Consider the following 20,098-nt stretch of genomic DNA (forward strand, 5'->3'; position numbering starts at 1 on the left):
TGTGCGGTGAAAGTCGCTTGCACGGTGTGAATGGGGGGAAAAGAAAGAGATAACATCAAATTCTTACCTATCCATATTCAATAAAGTTCAATATAAAATTATGAAAATGCTAAGTGAAGACTCTAAAAACTTGTGTGTCGTAGGAGATGATGATCAATCAATTTACGCTTTCCGCGGAAGCGACCCTTCGTTCATCTTAAACTTTGAAAAAGATTTTGCTCATACAACTGTTATTACGTTAAACCAAAATTATCGTTCAGCTCACGCCATCGTTTCTTCCGCTAATAAAGTAATTGCACGAAATACAGCGCGCCGACAAAAAGAAATGGCTGCCCAGTTTGATAATGAGTTAAGACCTACCTTCTTCTTTCCATACGACGAAGAAGAAGAAGCAACAATGATTGTAACGGATATGAAAGAAAAGATTAAGCAAGGAGCTTCTCCAACTGACTTCGCGGTCTTGTACCGAACTCACGCTTCTTCACGCGCCATCTTTGAACGTTTATCGCAGTCAAACCTGCCATTTTCAATCGAACAAGATGCGGATTCGTTTTATAAAAGAAGAATGGTTCGAAGTTTACTTTCATTTCTACGCTTGAGCGTGAATCCAAATGACGCAAGTTCGCTACAAGATTTAGTGAACGCACTCTTTTTAAAGAAAACAGCAGTCAATGACTTAAAAGCAGCAAGTATTCTTCATGATGGTACATTTATTGATGCGCTTGAATATCTTCAAGATTTAAAACCGTTTCAGCAAAAAAAGCTCAAGAAAGTAATTCCTTTATTCAAGTCGCTAAAATCAATGTCTCCTTCTTTGGCACTTGAGACGATTTCTAAGGATATGGGATTCGATGATTTTGTCAAAAAACGCGGAAATGAAGGAAATATGATGGAAAAAGGTTCGGATGACGTGCGGGATTTAAAAGTTGTAGCACGTAAATTCAAAACCGTACCTGAACTGTTAGAGCATGTGGATCATATGATTGCCATGAACACAGAGATGAAAGCTTTAAGCAAGCAATTTAATGAAAGTATTCAGCTAACCACCATTCACCGAGCAAAGGGTCTTGAATATAAGCATGTATACGTACTGAGCAGCGTAGACGGAGGATTGCCTCATGATTATGCACTCGAAGCTTATCGAGGCGGAGATGATGTGCCGCTTCAAGAAGAACGCCGCCTTTTATATGTAGCCATGACGCGTGCACAGAATTCACTTTACTTATCTGTTCCGCAAACTAGAAGAGGTAAAACCGCTTATCCTTCGAGATTTCTGAAGTCTTTTATAAAAAAAGTATAAAGCAAAAAAGGCTGGGACAAAAGTATTTTAGTCAAATTGAAGTACGAACGGTTAATCAAAATTATTGATTAACCGTTCGTACTTTTTATTGTCATGTACATGTAGAGTTAATATATTTAGTTGCTTCTAGCTGTTGATTGGAGGGCTCTTTGGGGAAAAGCGGAAGGGATGAGACCCCGTAGGAGCTCATGTATCCAATTTTCTCCTCTTTAGATTGGATTGATTTCGTTACGTTTCAACCTCTATTATTAACCAAACATTCCACTAAGAGGTAGATATTCATAAGTAGATGCGTTACACTACGTTATGTACTGCATTACTATATTTTAGGAGGTTCCATTATTGAACGCAAAGCTTATTCATGAAAATGAAAAGATTTTTTTCATTTTGTGTATGGTTATCAGCTTATTAACCTATTTGTTTTTAATTATTTCACTCGTCGGCATTCTCTACATTGCAATCGGTTTTTTCATTACATTTATGCTACACGGTTTCTCTATTGCTCAAATTCGCAATAATGGAGTTAGATTGACAGAGAAGCAGTTCCCGCATACTTATCATCAGGCAAAACATTTATCTTCAGAGCTGGATTTAGAGCTGCCCGATATTTATATTGTTCAATCAGGCGGCTTATTAAACGCGTTTGCTACACGTTTTTTTGGACGTCACTTTGTCGTTTTATACTCCGACATTGTTGAAATGATTGAAGATAATCAAGAAAAAGAACTTTCTTTTATCATTGCCCACGAATTAGTTCATATCAAACGTAAGCACACACTCTACCACTCACTTATTCTACCTGCTCTTTGGGTTCCTTTTTTAGGAAAAGCTTACTCTAGGGCCTGTGAATATACATGTGATCGCATAGCTTCCGTTGCGATTGGTGATGCAAAAGCTGCCACTCAAGCACTCACTATACTTGCGGTTGGTCATTGTCTAAATAAAAAAGTAAATCAGGAAGAATTTGTTCATACGCACTCACAGGAAAAAGGTTTTTTTATGTGGTTGAATCAAGCTACTTCAACTCACCCTCCTATCGCTCATCGTATTAAAGAAATTAATTACTTAGCACAGCATCCCGAACTGTTTGATCTTGATTCTAACGCATTTCAAACAAATGAAATTGCCTAAATGGAAAAAAGCCCTGACACCTCAGGGCTTTATATAAAAATATTAAATTATTTTTTCTCATTTAGCATTTTAGCGATGGTCGCAAAATCAATGGATTGATTATTGTTTGCAATCGCCTTAACAATTTGTTCTTCTTTTTGTTTTGAAATTGGCTTATTCGCAATTTGTGCTACTCGCTTCACAATATTACGCACCGTTTGCTCATCTTTAAAATTAGCATTTTGTACAGAATTCGCAAGTTCAAAAATATCCTTCATATTAACGCCTGTTTTCTTTTCTATATTTTTAAACATATTATTATCCATTTTGCATGACCTCCTTTATTTATACTTCATCGTATGCACCATGTGCCTAGATGGTGCCCTTTACATTTAATAAAAAAATAAAGTGCGAGTGAAACTTCACCCGCACTTTTCGGTGCCTTATTCATAGAAGGGATTAATTGTAAAAACAAACACAACCAACAATAATTAATAGAATGAATAATACAACGATTAACGCAAAACCACCGCCGTAGCCACCACCGTAACCACAACCACCGTAGCCAAATCCGCAGCCCATAATATTACACCCCCTCTGTTTTACTCTCTATACTGTATGTTCAATAATATGATTTTGTATGGGCTTTTCAACTGTGTACATTAAATTTCATTGTCCAAACGGATCTTCAGCATCTTGCTCATCAAGTCTTTTTACATTTTGCTGCAGTTTCCTCTCTTGCTGTTCCATCTGATTTTCTGCTTTTTCTACTTCTTTCATTCTCTTTCGATGTTCTCCCATCATATGCTGTTCAAAAAACCGTTCAAATTCATCGAAAAAATCTGGCATCTCTACACCTCTCTCCACTCCATGTAAAAAAGCATTGTCCGAGTGACAATGCTTCTATTGCTTATCGCTTTGGTAACTTTGAACCGCAGCCGCAACCACCTTGTTTTGGAGAAGGGTACTGGACTGGCTTAGGAATGGCATGCCCTTTCTTCACCGATTGTTTTGTCATTGGTTGTGGATGATAAGGCAGGGGCTGAGGGTATTGATTAGGATTATAATTATAATGATAATACATCATGTTTCCCTCCTTTTCACAGCATCCTATCTATAACATTATATTCAGGACTAAAGAAAGACGTTCTATCTTATTTGTCCATTTTGCGCTGCAGGGACAAAAATAAATCCGTGCTGTTTTTTTGTTTCCTCACTCTCGGTCTTTCTCCTCCCTTTTGCTCTGTCACTTCACGCAGCCGATTTTGCAGTTCTTGAATTGTCCCTTGAGCTTGATGATTGTACTGTACAATAGACTGTTCGGTTTTTGATTTTTGTTCATTGACGCATGCTTTAAGCCAATCTATTTTTTCCTCTAGCTTCTTTTTTTCTTCTTCATGCTTTTGCTGTAATTCCAATAACTCTTCCTTCATATCTTCATATTCAAATTCTTGGTGCTTGAATTTTTGATATTCTTCTTTATAAAAAGCCAACTCCGACTTCAATGAAGCAATATATTGTTTTGTTTTTTCCTCGCTCATGCCCTTCACTCCTCCATTATAAATAACCCACAGCTTCTAAAAAATCAGTTAAAGATGAATAACACTTTTTATTAACATGAATATGCTGTAATTGAGTTTATTATTTCCTTCATTTTTTATGCTCGCTCCAACTAGGATTTATTCCGATAAATTCCGCTTTTACTAAGGAACATAAAAGCAGGTCATTCATACACTATAGTAGTCCGATACCTAGTAACAAAAAGCGTAAAGGAAGGACAATTACAATTAGGAGGTTTAAAAATGGCAGAACTTTTTGAATCATTATGTATCCGCGTACCTAAAGTGTACGACTGGGTTAGACGTCAAGTTGTTTTACCACAAATCTTTACGAACGACACTTCATTATTTGAAGAAGAAGCACTTAAAGATTTAGGCCATGACGTAGAAGTGGAGATTGTTTTAACAGATAGTGAAGGTCACCCTGTAGATCCTTCAGATGAAGACGCACTTGATAACGTGATTGAGCTTGTGCCGCACGGTGGTCGCAGACCTAAAAAAATTGTGTTACCAGATGGAGAAGTTGTTGTTCTTCATGAAGTAAAATTATCAATTAGCGGCTTTTACCGAGTTAAGTTAATTGAATTGAATGGACATCACAAACACGATGAGGTTGAATCTAGCGTTATTCCTTGGAAAATACATCAAACATTCTATTTATGCGCCCCGGAAGGAACAGAACCTGTTGTCCACCTTGAATCTTTTGAAGGAACTGACGGTTCTCTCAGATTATCAGATTGTCACTTACAGCAATTAAGCTTTGATCTTATGTTATGCCTAAGTGTTCAAATTGAAAAAGATGTTAAAGTTGAAGTAGAAGGAAGCTTCTGCTACCCTCGCCCTGAAATCATTTCTACAAGCAGCTGCTCACCTATTGAATATCCACCTCAATGTGATGCTATTTTCCCTGGAAGACCACATCACGATGATTTTGATGGAGACGATGTAGAGTCAGGCTTCGACCATCACGAATTTGATTAACAAGATAAAAAGCCAGAGGAGAATATTTCTCCTCTTTTTTCATCCTTTACGCGCTTTCTGCATACATATAAATAAAACTGCTATGGGCAGCTCTAACGACCAGATTAATTTATAGCTCAGCAGGAAAGGAGACTACTAGATGAGTCGTAACTCCCCTTCCCCTAAAGATGATTTAACTCAATTAAAACAAAAGCTCATTCACTATAAATCGGAAATTCGGCACGTACAAAACCAATTAAAAAGCTATGAACGAGCTTTAGAACGAGAAAAAGAAAATACATCGTTTTGGAAGAAAAAACACGCTGAGACGCTTTCTACATCTGAAAAAGAAGTAGAAATTGAAGGATTAGAAAAAGAGCTGGATTTACTAAGAAACGAGCTTTCTGAACAAAAAATTATTGCAGAAGCATTTCGAGAAAAAGCCTCGAGAAAACAGCCTGTTATTGAAGAAAAGATTGTGGAAAAAGTAATCGAAAAAATTGTGGAAAAACCTGTGGAAAGGTTTGAAAAGAGTGATATCCTCTGTTTCTTTCAACATTCTTTACTGTTGCCAGAACAAGATGAAAGCGAGCTTACGATATTCGGCAACGTAATTATTCAAAATCAAACGAGCAGTACTTTACGCTCTCCGGTGCTTTGCTTAAAAATGAAGCCCACTGCTTCAGCTATATTAAGCGGGAAGATCATTGATGAAAAAGACATTGAAGTTTCCAGTATCCCCTCTTCTTCTTTAGAATGGCGCTATGCTCACCCAAAATGGAACGAAAAAATTCAAAATGACGGTGAATATTGGATCAAACCTATTAAGCAAACCGTATTAAAGCCAAAAGACAAATTACTATTTGACTCTTTTCAAGTAGTCATTCCGCTGTCCTCTGATACAACTTCATTTATTCTAGAAGGCTTTTTTTATAGCGAAGAGTGGCAAGAGGGTATCCCTTTTTTAAATAAAGTTGTGCTAAATTTCCCTTAATTATTAAAAGACATATTGATGTTCAATATGTCTTTTAACTCGTCCATTTATTTCATAAACGATTCTATAATTCCTGCACATCCTGCAATAGCTAAGATTGTAATGATAGGAATAGCAATATGTGGGACCGCCACATAACTAAAATAAATCCCTACTGCACACCATATGCCCGTACACCAATAACAGCTGAGCAGCTCTCCAATCCACTTTTGCAGTCCCTTCCCTTTTATCTCTAGGTAAGTTACTGTATTTCCTTGTTCATCTTGATCTTCTACGATTTTATGAAACGGTTTACGAATAAACGCTGTAATTTTATCAAAAACAATTAGACGAGTAAGTCGAAACGTCGCAAAGACAAATAATGTTAGATAAATCCATGTCATCTTCATTCCTCCGTGCATTCACAAACTTATGAAAATAAAAGCTAACGTGCTTCTTCACTGTTAGCTTTTAGAATTACTTAAATTTTAATGATAGATATGGTCTGAATATCATGAAATGTCAATACTGTTTTCTCTTTATTAGGAGGAACGCTTACGTATAAACTTCCTTCTTTTAATTCTAAAATTGTTCCTATATATTTTTGGTTTTGACATATAATTTCGCAAATAGGCTGAGACATATGAGGCGGGAAGCTGCATAGAAATTCAACTTTTTCTTTAATTGTCATAGACTGAAACATTTTATTTGGTTTTTTATTCTCTGATTGCGGTATATCCACGGGAACAATTGAACGCTCTTCCTTTTTTTCATTCTTAATCTCTTCCACTTTTTCTACGTCAGGCTCTTTGACTTCTTGAATGGAAGAAAAGCTGGGCTCTTCTTTTAACACATGCTCTTTCTCTATTCCTTTATTGTCTTGCTGTTTTGAACTAAAATAATATTGCATAGAACGCTGGTTTTGCGTAGCGTTTGGCTGGACAATGTACATTAGCGGCTCATTTTCTTCTGACTTAGATTTTGAGTTAGTCATGAAGCATACCTCCAATTGCTTGTTATCGTTCTTTTAAAAATGTATGCTTGCACACGGAAAAACTTGTTTATTTTTTTGCAGTAGCCTTTTTAGAAATAAAAGCAGCACTATACTTTTTTATATAATTTAGGAAAATACCACAAAAGAAGTTGAGATATAACTAAATTAATTCAATCTAAAGACGCATAAATAGGATACATGAGCTGCCCGCTTGTTACACCGCCGTTGATTTCCGTGCAAGACTTCGCTTTCCGCGGGCGGCCAATGAGCCTCCTCGTCGCTTGCGCTCCTGCGGGGTCTCATCTGTTCCGCTTTTCCCGCAGGAGTCTTCGTCTTGCCCTCCAATCAACTGCTAGAAAGAGCTAAACAGATGAAACTTATTTTCAAAACAACAAAAAAAACGAACCACTAATCAAACATGTTGATCAGTGGTTCGTTTTTCACTTGAGCTAAAATACTTTTGTCTCAGTCTCTTCCTCTCATTCAATCAGGTAGAAAACTAAATCCATCTAAATACCTTTATCTAATTTTATACTCAAGAAGCATACGCAATTCATTCACATACGAACGAGACCCCGTTACAATCAAGCGATCATCAAATTCAAGCTCTGTATCGCCATGAGGTACAATAGAATCTTTACCTCTGAAGATTCGAACAAAAATCACATCTCCTGTAAACGGGAACTTACGAAGCTCTACCCCCTCGTATTTAGGGTTACGCATATTAATTTGATAAAGTGCTGTTTCTTGATTCGTTAAGATATTTAAAATATTTGGCGATTCGATTAAAGCTTTTAGCAATGCCGTTGTAGATAACAGCACAGAAAAAACTTCAATGTTATTTTCTTTCATCTTTTCATCTAAGACAGGACTTTCTACGCGGGCAATAACCCGTTCTGTACCATACTCTTTTGCAAATAGAGCAATGTCGCTATTTCTTTCTTCTTCCCCTGTTGTTACAACTAATACATCCGCATCTAAAATCCCCATATTTCTTAACGTTTCCTTACTATATCCATCGATGTCGACGATATTAAAAATGGAATCCGACGTACGGTTTTCAATTTTGTCCTGAGTAGGATGATAAATCGTCACATCATATAAATCAAGATCCATTTCTCGAATAACCGGGAGTGTAAATTGATTTGCACCAAGCATATTAACCTTCAGCTTTCTATCACTGATTTCTGGCTTTGGAAACAGCTTTCTAAAGATAATAGGTGTAATAATACATGTAATAATCGCCACCAAAATCAGCGCACCGGACATTTGTGAATCAATCACACCAATATTTTCACCAACCGTTGCTGCCGCAATAACGAGTGATAAAGTCGATGTTAAAAGAAAACCCGATGCCAAAACGGTTTTCATGTCATACCATTTTCTTAAGATTAACGCTGGAACTAGCTTGGATATTAATAATGCAATGAATAATAAAGGCATTAAAATCAGCACTTTTTTATCACTGAACAATGACCAAACGTCAAGCTTCACTCCTACCATCACAAAAAAGATAGGAATTAAAAAACCGTAGCCAAACGAATCTAATTTATGAACTAAGTTTTTATTAGGCGCAAGAAGAGAAACGAGTGATCCCGCTAAAAAAGCGCCTAAAATGTTTTCAACACCAATTGACTCCGAAAGGCCCACTAGAATGATAATGAGTGCAAATACGGCGCGCGTGTCGATTTGAATTGTACCTTTAGACATTGTCTCAAGAAACGATCGGTTTTTAAACTGCTTCCCTATGAAGTATAAAATCACTCCTACTCCAAATAAAATTAAAATCAACCATGTATTGCTATTTCCTGATTTATCATAGACGGAAGCAAATACGGCTAGTAAAATCATCGTGACTAAGTCCGCAATAACCGCAATCAATAAAATGGTTTGTCCAATTGGCTTTTTCATAATCTGTGCATCTTTTAAAGTCGGCACTACTACTCCTAGTGAAATGGTAGAAATAATAAGCGTCATCAAAAAGGCATTATCAATAAAACCGGTCCATACAAAAACATAGGACAAAAATAGTGAAACCGCAAAGATAGCTGCAAACACTAGTATAGAAATGGAAAAAGCATTTGGCACCTTCGCTCCTGATGCCTTTTTGTCTTTTGAATTTCCTCCAGCAAAAGCAGAAAAATCAATTTCCAAACCACTTAAAAACATCAAAAAGATAAAGCCTAAAGTGGAAAGTGTTTCAAGCCACATATCCTGCTCCACAAGGTCAAAACCACTTTTCCCTATAATTAATCCCATAATAATTTCAGCTACGACTACAGGTATAATGTTGAGTTTAAACCGATGCAACAGTATAGGCGTTAAAAAGGCCAAACTAATGACGATAACAAGTGATGTAAAGGACGCGTGCTGTTCCATTAGATTCCCCTCCTTTTACCTTCGCTATTTATAAAACGAAGACGTTAGTATTCAAAATTAAAGGTTAATCATAAAAGCTTGAAGGTTCTCTGTCAACTATATGAACTGATAATGAAAATCCGACATGATTACTCATGTCGAATTCCAAAGTCCCTTCATTATTTTAAATAACTCATAAATGTTGTGGCTAGACCGAAGTAAATTAAAATACTGATAAGATCATTGATCGTTGTAATAAATGGTCCTGATGCGACTGCAGGGTCAATTTTGAATCTGTGCATGAGAAGCGGGATAAACGCTCCTGCTAGTGTAGCCACAATCAATGTTGAAAATACAGAGACGCCTACCAAAGCGCCTAAAATCAGATCTCCCTGCCAAATATAAACAATTAATACAACTAAAAGTCCACATGATGCGCCCGTAATCATTCCGGTAGCTGCTTCTCGGATTAACAGCTTAAATTTGCTTTCTTCTTCGATTTCTCCCGTCGCCAGTCCGCGGACCGCAACGGCTAGTGCCTGTGTTCCAGTATTACCAGCCATACCGCCAATTAAAGGTATAAATACAGCTAAAATAGCTACTTGATTCAACGTATCTTCAAAACGTCCAATTAAACTCGCTGTCATCATTCCTAAAAACAGCAAAATGATCAGCCAAGGCAGCCTCTTTTTGGCCGCTACTAAGGGATTGTGGTCAATCGTATCATCTACATCACTAATACCGGCTAATTTAGAATAGTCATCCGATGCCTCTTCATCAAGAACATCCATCACATCATCAACCGTAATAATCCCTAGAAGATGCTGCTGAAAATCAACAACTGGAAGCGCAAGAAAGTTGTAATCGCGCATAATGCGCGCAACTTCTTCTTGGTCTTCTGCTACTGACACGGATACAACTCGTTCATTCATAACTTCGCTTATCATCGTATCTTCATCTGCTATAATTAAATCACGAAGAGAAATAACACCTGCTAGATGCTTTTGTTCATCAATAACAAATACATAATAAATCGTTTCCGCTTCTGGAGCTTCCCTGCGTAGAATGTGCATAGCTGAATGTACGGTTTGATTTTCACGAATGGCCACAAACTCAGTCGTCATAATACTTCCAGCGGTATATTCCTCGTAATGAAGCAGCTCTTTAATTTCATCGGCTGCTTCTTCATCCATAATCGTTAAATAGCTCGCCACTTGTTCTTTATCCAATTCATTTAATACGTCAACGGCATCATCCGCCGACATTTCCGACAGCATGTCTGCTGCAAAATTGGGATGCATTTCTGAGAGAATTTCTTGATAATCTTCTTCTCGTATCTCTACATTTTCAAAGATATCCGCCATTTCTTCCGGAGATAACATCTCGTACAGCGCAAACCTAGAAGGCTCATCTAATTCTTCAAAAAATTGAGCTTGGTCATACGTATGCATATGTAAAAATTCTTCACGAAATGCATCGATTTCATTTTTTTCTAGAAGTGATAATAAATGTTCGGCGAACCATGCTTTTTCTTCTTTTTCAATTGAATCTGTCATGTCTTCAACCTCCCTGTCGCACAAAACTCATTTAACTTTATGATGAATTTTGTTTTTTTTCAACTCATAGCTCTTTACTCTTTTCCCAATAATATATAAGTTCTACACATAGTTTGCTCCATATAAGGGTAATTTTATATCGTCAAAGGAAAAACCTTTTAAGGATGTGGATAAAAGATGAAAGTAGATATAATAGGCGATATCCATGGATGTTATGATGAATTAAAAGCGTTAACAGAAAAACTTGGGTATGAGTGGCAAGACGGGATTCCTATCCACTCTGACGGACGGCGCCTTGGATTTGTAGGTGATTTAACAGACCGAGGACCTCATTCACTAAAAGTGATTGAGCTCGTATGGTCACTTGTAATCAAGCATCAGCAAGCTTACTACTGTCCAGGCAATCACTGTAATAAGCTATATCGCTTCTTTTGCGGTAACAAAGTGGAAATTACTCATGGGTTAGAAACGACAGTTGCTGAGTACGAAGCCTTGCCTTCAAGAGAACAGAAATTCATTAAAAAAAAGTTTATTGAGCTTTATGAGCAATCACCTCTATATGTGCAGCTTGATCAAAATCAATTAATTATTGCTCACGCCGGCCTTAAAGCTGAATACATCGGCAGAACAGATAAAAAAGTTAAAACCTTTGTGCTATACGGAGACATTACGGGTGAAAAACATCTAAACGGTATGCCTGTCCGACGGGATTGGGCCCAACATTATAACGGAAAACCTTTTATCGTGTATGGGCATACACCCGTAGTAAAAGCCAGAAAAATTCATAATACCATTAATATTGATACGGGCGCAGTTTTTGGGGGGGCTTTAACGGCGTTTCAGTATCCTGAAGGGAATATTATATCGGTGCCTTCATCTATGCCTTATGTAGAGGAAAAATTTAATCACTTCGTGTAAAAAGAAAGTCGCTTTTCATTTAAAAAGCGACTTTTATCTTACGATTTGAAGTTTCTGCATATCTGGCGGCAAAGGTGCTGTAAAAGACAACGTTTTTTGTAAAAAAGGATGAAAAAAAGTGAGCTCATAGCTGTGGAGAGCTTGACGAGAAATAAGATGATTCGTTCCGCCATATAGGGTATCTCCAAGCAGTGGATATCCTTTATAAGCCATATGAACACGAATTTGGTGAGTTCTCCCCGTCTCAAGCGAAAGAGCAACTTCTGTAAAAGAAGAATACGGACGAAGCGCCGTATAGTGTGTAATAGCAAACTGCCCATCTTCTCTTACTTCCCGTTCGATGATACTTGACTCTTTTCGGCCAATCGGTGCCTCTATCGTTTCCTTGCCAACAAGCTTACCATGAACAAAAGCTCGGTACACGCGTTTAATTTCATGTTCTTTTTGTGCTTTAGAGAATAAGTAATGAACGTGCCTATGCTTAGCCACAATAAGCAGCCCAGATGTGTCTCGGTCTAACCTGTTCACAAGATGAACAGTCGAGTTAATGTTATTTTTCTCATAATAATAGAGCACAGCATTACTTAGTGACCACGTTAGATGTTCTCGAGAAGGTATACTTGGCATGTTTGGCTGCTTATTCAAAACTAATATATACTCATCTTCGTATACAATATCCAAAGGTATAGCTTTAGGAAGAAGACTTTCACTTGCTTTTTCTGGTGGAAACGCCACCTTGATTTCGTCACCTTTTTGCAGAATATATCGAACCGTTGCATGCTTTCCATTTACTTCAATCGCTCCTCCTCTGAACTTAATGTCCGTCAGCGAAGCTTTGGAAATATCATGTTCTTTTAAAAATTCACGAACCGCTACACCCTCGAAAGAATGATCTACGGTCCAACTCAACGTAAAAACTTGTTTCATTCTCTTCCCTGCCTTTAATCATCACATACAAAAGAGTCTCTGACACGCTGCCAGAAAGGAAACGCGCGAAAGCGAGCAAATCGAATTTTTTCGCTTGCTACCCGAAATTGAATCGACTTTACATCTTTATGTAAAAGAGTTAAATGATCAATGGTAATTTGAAAGTCTGCGTCGTTAACAGGCTTTAACAGCGCTGTATGATGTCCAGGAAGAACCAATGGAGAACCTATCGTACGGAACACTCGATTGTTAATAGAAGCCATTTCAGCAATTTGAATAGCTTGAAGCGAAGGATGTAAAATCGCGCCTCCAAGGGATTTGTTATAAGCTGTACTTCCTGAGGGAGTGGATACGCAAAGGCCGTCTCCTCGGAATGTCTCAAATCGCTGCCCTTTAATTTCCACATCCATTACTAAAGAGCCTTCTACACTTTTCACCGTACATTCATTCAGAGCTAAATATCGAGCTTCGCGTCCACCGTTCGTATAGCGGATAATCACTTCGAGCAGTGGATACTCTACAGTCTGATAGGGTGTCTTTGCAATAGCAATCACCAGCTTCTCAATCTCATCAGGTGTCCAATCTGCGTAAAAGCCTAAATGACCGGTATGAACCCCAATAAAAGCCGTCTTGTCAAGTCGGTTTCGATAGCGGTGAAACGCGTAGAGAAGCGTTCCATCCCCCCCTACTGACACTACAATATCAGGCTGGTTTTCATCATATTCTAAATGAAAATCTAATAAATACGTTTTCATTTTTTGCATAAGCGTATTTGATATTTGGTTGCCTTTTGATGTAATAGCAAATTTTATTTTCTCCACCTAATTCTCTCCCCCTATCCATCCAGTGTACAAAGCTGTTGCTGAGTCATACCTAAGATTCTTCCGCCGATTCTTTTTTTCGTGAGAAAATAGCCTGGGCTTCTTGAATCTCACCTCGTATTTGAGACATTTCTTCATCGAGCTGAGTAGCCGCTTCAGAAGCACGCTGAAGTCGCTTTTTGATATTCTCAGGAAATTTCCCGCTGTACTTATAATTTAAAGAATGCTCAATTGTAGCCCAAAAATTCATAGCCAGTGTACGAATTTGAATTTCCACTAAAATTTTCTTTTCACCTTTAATTGTCTGAACAGGATAACATACGACCACATGATATGAACGATAGCCGCTTTCTTTTTTATGAAGAATATAATCTCTTTCTTCAATCAATTCAAAGTCTGTGCGCTGACGAAGGAGCTCTACGACCGCTTTAATATCGTCCGTAAATTGACACATCATACGGAGTCCTGCAATGTCCTGCATCTCTTCCTCTAAGCGATCGAGAGAAATTCCTTTTCGAGTCGCTTTATCCAAAATACTGGCGATAGGCTTTACTCGTCCCGTCACGAATTCAATAGGTGAATGCGTAGACTTCATATCATACTGTGAACGAATTCCTTTTAATTTCACCTTAAGTTCTTCAACGGCTTGTTTATACGGTGCTAAAAATAAATCCCAATGCCTGATCATTAATAACACCCCCCTTTTTTCTCTCTGTTACTTATTTTCTTTATCTAAAAAAACTTCCTCTACTCTTGCTACCATCTCGTCTCCATAATTCACATTTCCTTCGATGTTACTGATGAGATAAGACAGCTCTTCTTTAACGGCTGATAGCTCAATTACTTCCTTATTAATTTCTAAAAATACTTTCATATCTTTATGTAAGACGTGCTTTAAATTCGCCCAAATATTATCACTAAGGCCAACATACATAAATTGATCATTAATATCTACAACATATACAAATGACATGTTATCTGAGTCAACAAGCATTTGTTTTGTATCTTCCAATTGTTCAATTTCCGTCTCAATAGGGTCTGCTTTTAAATGTAATTCATTTGATTTCATCACACAGGTAGTGATGTCAATTCGATTGTGCATAAATAAACTCCTTCCAACTATACAATTCGTTACTATTTTAACACATTCCAGGAACGTTTAATAAAGGTAAAACCTAAACAATCCGTATTTCTTCATTTTCCAAGTTCCCCATATGGATATTCCTGTTAGGAAATGTAGTTTTACTGTCTCAAAAAGTGTGATAAATTAAGATGGAAAGTGCCTTACCAAAAGACCTAAATTAAAAGGATGATTTCATTGAAACAAGAAATTGAAATTGAATTTAAAAATATAGTAACGAAAGAAGAGTTTGATCGTCTCCGCTCACATTTTCAATTAACTGAAAATCAGTTTATTTCTCAAGAAAACCACTATTTTGATACACCTGCTTTCTCATTGAAAGACTGTGGAGCTGCCCTGCGAATTCGAAGCAAAAAAAATAAATCCGTTCTCACGCTAAAACAGCCTCATCAAGAGGGCCTTTTAGAAACACATGAAGCATTAACAAATGAACAAGCTAAAGAATTGCTAGATGGTAGCGCCAAGATTCCGTCAACGATTCAACAGCTTATTACTGATTTACAAGTCGATAGCCATTCGCTAACTTATTTTGGCACTTTGCGTACAAGTCGAGCAGAAATTCCATATAAGAACGGGTTACTTGTACTCGATCATAGCTTTTATCTAGGTGCTGAGGACTATGAACTCGAATACGAAGTAACCGATGCCAATGAAGGGGCAAAATATTTTGAGCAATTGCTTACGGAGCTTGATATTAAAAAGAAACCAACGGAAAACAAAATTCGACGGTTTTACAAGCGAAAGTATACGTTAATGGATGGAGAATAAATTCATGAGCATGAATATTAACCATTACATGTCTTCCGTTCAATTTCCTGGAACTCAGCCATTTTCAGTTAACAACCAGCTGCCAACAGCTAACGTGATGCTTGGTACAACTTTACTCTCTGTATTTGCTCAGCTTTTTCAAGACTACGTCAATCAAGAGCCTCAAATGAGTACCAACCTTTACTTGCAGGCAGCGCAGATGTTTCCAGCTACAGCGGTTCAAACGCAATCCCAGCCATCTGTTTCTTCTTCAGATAAGGCAGCCGCTTCAACTGCTGCCTTACCTGCACAAAAAAACGAAACGGCAAAGGCCAGTTCTCAGGATGTACAAACGATAATTAATGAAGCAGCTGCACGCTACCAGCTGGATCCTAAACTTATTCGTTCTGTTATTAAACAAGAGTCAAATTTTAATCCCTCTGCCAAAAGTTCTGTCGGAGCGGCTGGGCTTATGCAGCTAATGCCAGCAACCGCTAAAGCTCTTGGTGTAGAAGATCCGTATGACTCCAAGCAAAATGTATTTGGAGGAGCCAAATATCTTCGACAAATGTTAGATAAATACGACGGAAACGTGAAATTAGCGTTGGCAGCCTACAATGCTGGACCAGGTAATGTCGATAAATACGGCGGAGTACCTCCTTTTCAAGAAACGCAAAAATATGTAAATAAAATTATGTCTTCTTATCTCGTGTAAAAGAGTCCAATCATTCGCGACTCGACCATGGAATGACTGTAGTTTGTCGAGGTTACACTATATAAATAGAAGGAAACGTTTGTGAAAGGATTCCTTTGTTTCTCATACTAAGTGATTCGCCACAGCATCATAGACTTTTCTTATGTAAAATTCCACTTTATCTCTTTTCCAGTAGAAGAAGTAAGCGGATAGTTTGAGTTAACGAAATGACACTGCTAAAATTAAGGAAAGTAAAAAACACCAAAGAGTTAAGACGTATATTTCTTATAACAAAGGAGTTATCAACATGAGAGAAAAAATCCACTCCCCTTACGAATTATTAGGCGGTGAACATACGATTTCAAAACTTGTTGATGCTTTTTATACACGCGTTGGACAACATCCTGAGCTCGCGCCAATTTTTCCTGATGATTTAACAGAAACAGCACGAAAGCAAAAGCAATTTCTGACACAATATTTAGGAGGGCCTTCGCTATACACTGAAGAGCATGGTCACCCTATGCTGAGAGCTAGGCATCTTCCTTTTGAAATTACACCGTCAAGAGCCAAAGCCTGGCTGACGTGTATGCATGAAGCAATGGACGAAATTAATTTAGAAGGCCCTGAGAGAGATGAACTTTATCATCGTCTTATTTTAACTGCCCAACACATGATTAATTCACCGGAACAGACAGATGAGAAAGGATTTTCACATTGAGTAATCTAAACAGCCAATACCCATCCTTGCATCAGCTTTGTCAAGGTTCAAATAAAAAACCGCTTGAAATCTATGTATTTGTTGACCCTCTTTGTCCAGAGTGCTGGGCACTCGAGCCTATTCTAAAGAAGTTACAAATAGAATATGGTCAGCTGTTATCCCTCAAGCATGTGCTTGGCGGAAACTTGCAGCAATTAAATATTGGAGCACAGCAGAGATTTGAACATATTGCAAAATCGTGGGAGAAAACTGGAAGCCGCTCTGGCATGTCATGTGACGGCAACCTGTGGCTTGAAAACCCCATCGATACTCCTTACGCTGCATCAATTGCAATTAAAGCGGCCGGGCTGCAAGGAAAGAAACAGGGCATTCGCTTTTTGAGAAGACTTCAAGAAGTAGTATTTTTAGAAAAACAAAATGTTACAGAAGAATCTGTCTTAATACAATGTGCAAAACATGTGGGGCTAGATGTTAATGAATTTGTAAAAGATTTGCATTCAGATTACGCTGCGAAGGCTTTTCAATGTGATTTAAAAATCACATCGGAAATGGATGTCGATGAGATTCCAACTCTTGTGTTCTTTAACGAAAAAGTTGAAGAAGAAGGCATTAAGATATCAGGATACTATTCGTACGAAACATATGTACACATCATTAAAGAGATGTTAGAAATTGACCCAGATCCAGCTTGTCTTCCGCCTCTTCGTTCATTTTTAAGCTATTTTCAATTTGTTGCTTCAAAAGAAGTTGCAGTTGTGTATGGTTTATCATTAGAAGAGGCTGAAAAAGAATTGAAAAAACTTCAGCTTCAGCAGGTTGTTGAAAGAGTTCCTGTCAAATATGGAACCTTTTGGAGAAGTACTGAAAAGAGCTGTTAATTATTAAATATTGATGCTTATCCTAAGCATCAACTACACAAAAAAGACTTGGCTTTCGCCAAGTCTTTTCGTTTGTCTTAAGACAACAAGGGGATGGGAGAAATTTTTCACGGTCAAACAAAGGGGTATATGTTTGTTTTGTGATAAACTTCACGATTAATACTATAGCAAATTATGTCGACTTTTGGCAACCCCTTTTTTCAATTTTATTCACTTTTTTATAAAAAAACTTCATAAACAGCCAGATTCACTCATATAGTACAACCAATTATGCTTTTAATAGAGGTGTTAACTATGAAAATTGCTGGAATTACTCTAGGGGTTGTGATTCTTTTGTTTTCTTTTTTATTCTATATTTTATCTCTTATGCAGCTTGTTCCTCTCATTATCGCAGGCCCTCTCTTATTTTTAGCTATTCTTATTATTTTTACATTGCTTAACAATCACAACAAATTTCGGGGATTTAAAAAATGAAGCAGGATACAGCTCCTGCTTCATTTTAATTTTATTGATTTAATAAACGTTCCATTTCCGTTAACTTCTCTTCAAATACGGCTAGCGCTTCTTCGATAGGCTGAGATGTTGTCATGTCCACTCCTGCTTTTTTCAACACTTCAATTGGATAATCAGAGCTTCCTGACTTTAAGAAACCTACATAGCGCTCAACAGCTGCATCTCCTTCTTCAAGGATTTGCTTGCTTAATGCCGCTGCTGCACTGAATCCTGTAGCATATTGATAAACGTAGTAATTGTAGTAGAAATGCGGAATACGAGCCCATTCTAACCCAATCTCTTCGTCAATTACTAAGTTGTCTCCAAAATATTTTTTATTTAAGTCATAATATAATTTTGTTAATAATTCAGGTGTAAGCGGCTCTCCGTTTTGAGCACGCACGTGCACATCGTGCTCAAATTCAGCAAACATCGTTTGACGGAATACCGTACCGCGGAACCCTTCTAAATAATGGTTAAGCAAGTACAAACGCTGCTTTTCATCATCAATCTTTTTTAGTAAATAATCGTTTAGAAGCGCTTCATTACACGTGGAAGCTACTTCTGCCACAAAGATTGAATAATCTCCGTAAGGATATGGCTGCGTTTTTCTTGTGTAATAACTGTGTACAGAATGGCCAAATTCATGGGCTAGTGTAAACAAGTTATTTACATTATCCTGCCAGTTCATTAAGATATAAGGATTGGTGCCGTACGTTCCTGAAGAATAAGCACCGCTTCGCTTGCCTTTGTTCTCATGAACATCTACCCAACGATTTTCAAATCCTTCTTTTAACACATTAAGGTAGTCTTCACCTAGTGGTTTCAGACCTTTTAAAATATAATCTTTTGCTTCTTCATACGTTACTTCCATTTTTACGTCTTTTACTAAAGGCGTATAGAGATCATACATATGAAGCTCTTCAATTCCCAATACTTTCTTACGTAAATCAATATATCGATGCAATAAATGCAAATTATCGTTCACTGTTTTAACTAAGTTATCGTATACTTCTTCTGGGATATTATTTGTGCTAAGAGCTGAGTGACGAGCTGAATTATAGTGACGAACGCGGGCGCTAAAATTATCTTTCTTCACCGTGCCGCTTAATGTACTTGCAAACGTATTTTTAAATTTACCGTACGTTTCGTACACCGCTTTAAACGCTTCTTCTCGTACGCGGCGATCGCTGCTTTCTAAAAAACGAATATAGCGTCCGTGCGTAATTTCTACTTCTTCTCCATTTTCGTCTTTAATAGAAGGAAATTCTAAATCCGCGTTGTTTAACATTCCAAACGTGTTGCTTGAAGATCCTAATACTTCAGAAGCCTGAGCGAGAAGCGCTTCTTCGCTTTCTGATAAAATGTGCGGACGCTCGCGAGTAATTTCATCTAATGCATGAGCATATAACTTTAGCTCTTTATGTTCCGCCATGTATTGTTTAATTTTTGATTCTTCAATAGACAAAATTTCTGGTGTTACATAAGATAGTGCACTTGCAATTTGAGTATAAAGTGTTTTGATGCGATCATTTAACCCTTGATAAAAAGAATTAGTGGTATCTTGATCGTAGCGCATATGAGCATATGTATAAAGTTTACTAACGCGCATTGTGAGCTCGTCTTGCTCTTGAAGAGCGTCGTATAAAGTTTGAGCGGACTCTCCAAGTTTCCCTTTGAATTTTTCCATTTTTGGAATAAGAGCTTTTACTTCTTCAAATTCTTTTTCCCATGCGTCATCTGAAGCAAAAATATCTTCTAGTTTCCACGTATCTTCTACTTTTATCTCGCTTCTACTTGGTAACTTTTTTACTTTTGATTGTTCACTCATGGTCATCCCTCCATCTTTTTCTACCTGTCTATAACTGTTCGCTTTTTCTAAGGCGAATCCTTTTTATTTCTTTGGTTATTGTATGTTGTTTTAAAAGAATTAATCAAAAGTCAGTACGCTT

The 20,098-nt window shown here is 37.5% G+C and carries 24 protein-coding genes; 9 read left to right on the forward strand and 15 right to left on the reverse strand.

What is annotated here, in order from left to right; all coding sequences use genetic code 11:
* Positions 1-73 precede the first annotated feature (73 nt).
* Positions 74-1,300 carry an ATP-dependent helicase gene (locus ACRPLY_RS22975; RefSeq protein WP_432232131.1) on the forward strand — a complete coding sequence of 409 codons (1,227 nt, stop codon included), beginning with the start codon at positions 74-76 and terminating at the stop codon, positions 1,298-1,300.
* Between the two features lie 342 nt (positions 1,301-1,642).
* Positions 1,643-2,431 carry a M48 family metallopeptidase gene (locus tag ACRPLY_RS22980; RefSeq protein ID WP_028412342.1) on the forward strand — a complete coding sequence of 263 codons (789 nt, stop codon included), beginning with the start codon at positions 1,643-1,645 and terminating at the stop codon, positions 2,429-2,431.
* Between the two features lie 47 nt (positions 2,432-2,478).
* Here the strand turns inward: ACRPLY_RS22980 and ACRPLY_RS22985 are convergent, their stop codons facing one another.
* From ACRPLY_RS22985 to ACRPLY_RS23005, 5 genes are all read right to left on the reverse strand, one after another.
* On the reverse strand, positions 2,479-2,736 hold the full coding sequence (locus ACRPLY_RS22985; protein WP_013055449.1) for a stage VI sporulation protein F: 258 nt from the start codon (positions 2,734-2,736) through the stop codon (positions 2,479-2,481).
* Between the two features lie 133 nt (positions 2,737-2,869).
* Positions 2,870-2,992 carry a YjcZ family sporulation protein gene (locus ACRPLY_RS22990; RefSeq protein ID WP_013055448.1) on the reverse strand — a complete coding sequence of 41 codons (123 nt, stop codon included), beginning with the start codon at positions 2,990-2,992 and terminating at the stop codon, positions 2,870-2,872.
* An 87-nt stretch (positions 2,993-3,079) separates the two neighbouring features.
* A complete protein-coding gene (locus ACRPLY_RS22995) occupies positions 3,080-3,259 on the reverse strand; it encodes a hypothetical protein (RefSeq protein WP_014461555.1) in 180 nt (59 codons plus the stop codon).
* Positions 3,260-3,320: 61 nt separating this feature from the next.
* Entirely contained in the window at positions 3,321-3,497 is a 177-nt protein-coding gene (locus ACRPLY_RS23000; RefSeq protein WP_167387307.1) for a hypothetical protein, read from the reverse strand.
* A 67-nt stretch (positions 3,498-3,564) separates the two neighbouring features.
* Positions 3,565-3,951, reverse strand: coding sequence for a hypothetical protein (locus ACRPLY_RS23005; RefSeq protein ID WP_028412343.1), 387 nt, complete (start codon positions 3,949-3,951; stop codon positions 3,565-3,567).
* A gap of 261 nt (positions 3,952-4,212) precedes the next feature.
* On the opposite strand from ACRPLY_RS23005, the gene ACRPLY_RS23010 reads away from it, so the two are divergent.
* Positions 4,213-4,950: a hypothetical protein gene (locus ACRPLY_RS23010; protein ID WP_028412344.1), complete on the forward strand. Its 738-nt coding sequence runs from the start codon at positions 4,213-4,215 to the stop codon at positions 4,948-4,950.
* Positions 4,951-5,089: 139 nt separating this feature from the next.
* A complete protein-coding gene (locus ACRPLY_RS23015; RefSeq protein WP_034267627.1) occupies positions 5,090-5,923 on the forward strand; it encodes a hypothetical protein in 834 nt (277 codons plus the stop codon).
* Positions 5,924-5,970: 47 nt separating this feature from the next.
* Here ACRPLY_RS23015 and ACRPLY_RS23020 read toward each other — a convergent pair whose 3' ends face one another.
* The 5 genes from ACRPLY_RS23020 to mgtE all read right to left on the reverse strand — a co-directional run bounded on the left by ACRPLY_RS23020 (position 5,971) and on the right by mgtE (position 10,810).
* Entirely contained in the window at positions 5,971-6,306 is a 336-nt protein-coding gene (locus ACRPLY_RS23020; protein WP_034267630.1) for a DUF1360 domain-containing protein, read from the reverse strand.
* 77 nt (positions 6,307-6,383) lie between these two features.
* On the reverse strand, positions 6,384-6,896 hold the full coding sequence (locus ACRPLY_RS23025) for a CotO family spore coat protein (protein ID WP_034267633.1): 513 nt from the start codon (positions 6,894-6,896) through the stop codon (positions 6,384-6,386).
* Positions 6,897-7,110: 214 nt separating this feature from the next.
* Entirely contained in the window at positions 7,111-7,245 is a 135-nt protein-coding gene (locus ACRPLY_RS23030) for a hypothetical protein (protein WP_255219837.1), read from the reverse strand.
* 170 nt (positions 7,246-7,415) lie between these two features.
* The gene (locus tag ACRPLY_RS23035) at positions 7,416-9,275 is read right to left on the reverse strand and encodes a monovalent cation:proton antiporter family protein (protein ID WP_033578055.1); all 1,860 of its coding nucleotides are present in this window, start codon (positions 9,273-9,275) and stop codon (positions 7,416-7,418) included.
* A 158-nt stretch (positions 9,276-9,433) separates the two neighbouring features.
* A complete protein-coding gene (gene mgtE, locus ACRPLY_RS23040; protein WP_014461563.1) occupies positions 9,434-10,810 on the reverse strand; it encodes a magnesium transporter in 1,377 nt (458 codons plus the stop codon).
* A 177-nt stretch (positions 10,811-10,987) separates the two neighbouring features.
* On the opposite strand from mgtE, the gene prpE reads away from it, so the two are divergent.
* On the forward strand, positions 10,988-11,728 hold the full coding sequence (gene prpE / locus ACRPLY_RS23045; RefSeq protein ID WP_033578054.1) for a bis(5'-nucleosyl)-tetraphosphatase PrpE: 741 nt from the start codon (positions 10,988-10,990) through the stop codon (positions 11,726-11,728).
* A gap of 33 nt (positions 11,729-11,761) precedes the next feature.
* Here the strand turns inward: prpE and ACRPLY_RS23050 are convergent, their stop codons facing one another.
* The 4 genes from ACRPLY_RS23050 to ACRPLY_RS23065 form a co-directional block, all read right to left on the reverse strand.
* The gene (locus ACRPLY_RS23050) at positions 11,762-12,655 is read right to left on the reverse strand and encodes an RluA family pseudouridine synthase (protein ID WP_028412351.1); all 894 of its coding nucleotides are present in this window, start codon (positions 12,653-12,655) and stop codon (positions 11,762-11,764) included.
* Positions 12,656-12,669: 14 nt separating this feature from the next.
* The gene (locus ACRPLY_RS23055; RefSeq protein WP_025749877.1) at positions 12,670-13,467 is read right to left on the reverse strand and encodes an NAD kinase; all 798 of its coding nucleotides are present in this window, start codon (positions 13,465-13,467) and stop codon (positions 12,670-12,672) included.
* Between the two features lie 61 nt (positions 13,468-13,528).
* Positions 13,529-14,164, reverse strand: coding sequence for a GTP pyrophosphokinase (locus ACRPLY_RS23060; protein ID WP_014461566.1), 636 nt, complete (start codon positions 14,162-14,164; stop codon positions 13,529-13,531).
* A 27-nt stretch (positions 14,165-14,191) separates the two neighbouring features.
* Positions 14,192-14,578, reverse strand: coding sequence for a hypothetical protein (locus ACRPLY_RS23065; RefSeq protein WP_014461567.1), 387 nt, complete (start codon positions 14,576-14,578; stop codon positions 14,192-14,194).
* A gap of 216 nt (positions 14,579-14,794) precedes the next feature.
* Here ACRPLY_RS23065 and ACRPLY_RS23070 point away from each other — a divergent pair, with 216 nt between their 5' ends.
* The 4 genes from ACRPLY_RS23070 to ACRPLY_RS23085 all read left to right on the forward strand — a co-directional run bounded on the left by ACRPLY_RS23070 (position 14,795) and on the right by ACRPLY_RS23085 (position 17,654).
* Entirely contained in the window at positions 14,795-15,385 is a 591-nt protein-coding gene (locus ACRPLY_RS23070) for a CYTH domain-containing protein (RefSeq protein ID WP_098625762.1), read from the forward strand.
* Between the two features lie 4 nt (positions 15,386-15,389).
* The gene (locus ACRPLY_RS23075) at positions 15,390-16,079 is read left to right on the forward strand and encodes a lytic transglycosylase domain-containing protein (RefSeq protein ID WP_098113535.1); all 690 of its coding nucleotides are present in this window, start codon (positions 15,390-15,392) and stop codon (positions 16,077-16,079) included.
* Positions 16,080-16,365: 286 nt separating this feature from the next.
* Positions 16,366-16,776, forward strand: coding sequence for a globin-like protein (locus ACRPLY_RS23080; RefSeq protein ID WP_013055433.1), 411 nt, complete (start codon positions 16,366-16,368; stop codon positions 16,774-16,776).
* Between the two features lie 26 nt (positions 16,777-16,802).
* Positions 16,803-17,654, forward strand: a complete 852-nt coding sequence (locus tag ACRPLY_RS23085) for a ClpXP adapter SpxH family protein (RefSeq protein WP_028412354.1) — start codon at positions 16,803-16,805, stop codon at positions 17,652-17,654.
* Between the two features lie 505 nt (positions 17,655-18,159).
* Here ACRPLY_RS23085 and pepF read toward each other — a convergent pair.
* Entirely contained in the window at positions 18,160-19,977 is a 1,818-nt protein-coding gene (gene pepF / locus ACRPLY_RS23090) for an oligoendopeptidase F (protein WP_325077678.1), read from the reverse strand.
* Positions 19,978-20,098: the final 121 nt, after the last annotated feature.

The organism is Priestia sp. TGN 0903 (assembly GCF_050846855.1).
GTDB classification, from domain to species: Bacteria; Bacillota; Bacilli; order Bacillales; family Bacillaceae_H; genus Priestia; species Priestia zanthoxyli.

Bases quoted from the DNA above. Each gene is read 5' to 3' on its own strand.
- ACRPLY_RS22985 (WP_013055449.1), bottom strand. From the start codon at position 2,736: ATGGATAATAATATGTTTAAAAATATAGAAAAGAAAACAGGCGTTAAT.
- ACRPLY_RS22990 (WP_013055448.1), bottom strand. From the start codon at position 2,992: ATGGGCTGCGGATTTGGCTACGGTGGTTGTGGTTACGGTGGTGGCTAC.
- ACRPLY_RS22995 (WP_014461555.1), bottom strand. From the start codon at position 3,259: ATGCCAGATTTTTTCGATGAATTTGAACGGTTTTTTGAACAGCATATG.
- ACRPLY_RS23000 (WP_167387307.1), bottom strand. From the start codon at position 3,497: ATGATGTATTATCATTATAATTATAATCCTAATCAATACCCTCAGCCC.
- ACRPLY_RS23005 (WP_028412343.1), bottom strand. From the start codon at position 3,951: ATGAGCGAGGAAAAAACAAAACAATATATTGCTTCATTGAAGTCGGAG.
- ACRPLY_RS23010 (WP_028412344.1), top strand. From the start codon at position 4,213: ATGGCAGAACTTTTTGAATCATTATGTATCCGCGTACCTAAAGTGTAC.
- ACRPLY_RS23015 (WP_034267627.1), top strand. From the start codon at position 5,090: ATGAGTCGTAACTCCCCTTCCCCTAAAGATGATTTAACTCAATTAAAA.
- ACRPLY_RS23020 (WP_034267630.1), bottom strand. From the start codon at position 6,306: ATGACATGGATTTATCTAACATTATTTGTCTTTGCGACGTTTCGACTT.
- ACRPLY_RS23025 (WP_034267633.1), bottom strand. From the start codon at position 6,896: ATGACTAACTCAAAATCTAAGTCAGAAGAAAATGAGCCGCTAATGTAC.
- ACRPLY_RS23035 (WP_033578055.1), bottom strand. From the start codon at position 9,275: ATGGAACAGCACGCGTCCTTTACATCACTTGTTATCGTCATTAGTTTG.
- mgtE (WP_014461563.1), bottom strand. From the start codon at position 10,810: ATGACAGATTCAATTGAAAAAGAAGAAAAAGCATGGTTCGCCGAACAT.
- prpE (WP_033578054.1), top strand. From the start codon at position 10,988: ATGAAAGTAGATATAATAGGCGATATCCATGGATGTTATGATGAATTA.
- ACRPLY_RS23050 (WP_028412351.1), bottom strand. From the start codon at position 12,655: ATGAAACAAGTTTTTACGTTGAGTTGGACCGTAGATCATTCTTTCGAG.
- ACRPLY_RS23060 (WP_014461566.1), bottom strand. From the start codon at position 14,164: ATGATCAGGCATTGGGATTTATTTTTAGCACCGTATAAACAAGCCGTT.
- ACRPLY_RS23065 (WP_014461567.1), bottom strand. From the start codon at position 14,578: ATGCACAATCGAATTGACATCACTACCTGTGTGATGAAATCAAATGAA.
- ACRPLY_RS23075 (WP_098113535.1), top strand. From the start codon at position 15,390: ATGAGCATGAATATTAACCATTACATGTCTTCCGTTCAATTTCCTGGA.
- ACRPLY_RS23080 (WP_013055433.1), top strand. From the start codon at position 16,366: ATGAGAGAAAAAATCCACTCCCCTTACGAATTATTAGGCGGTGAACAT.
- pepF (WP_325077678.1), bottom strand. From the start codon at position 19,977: ATGAGTGAACAATCAAAAGTAAAAAAGTTACCAAGTAGAAGCGAGATA.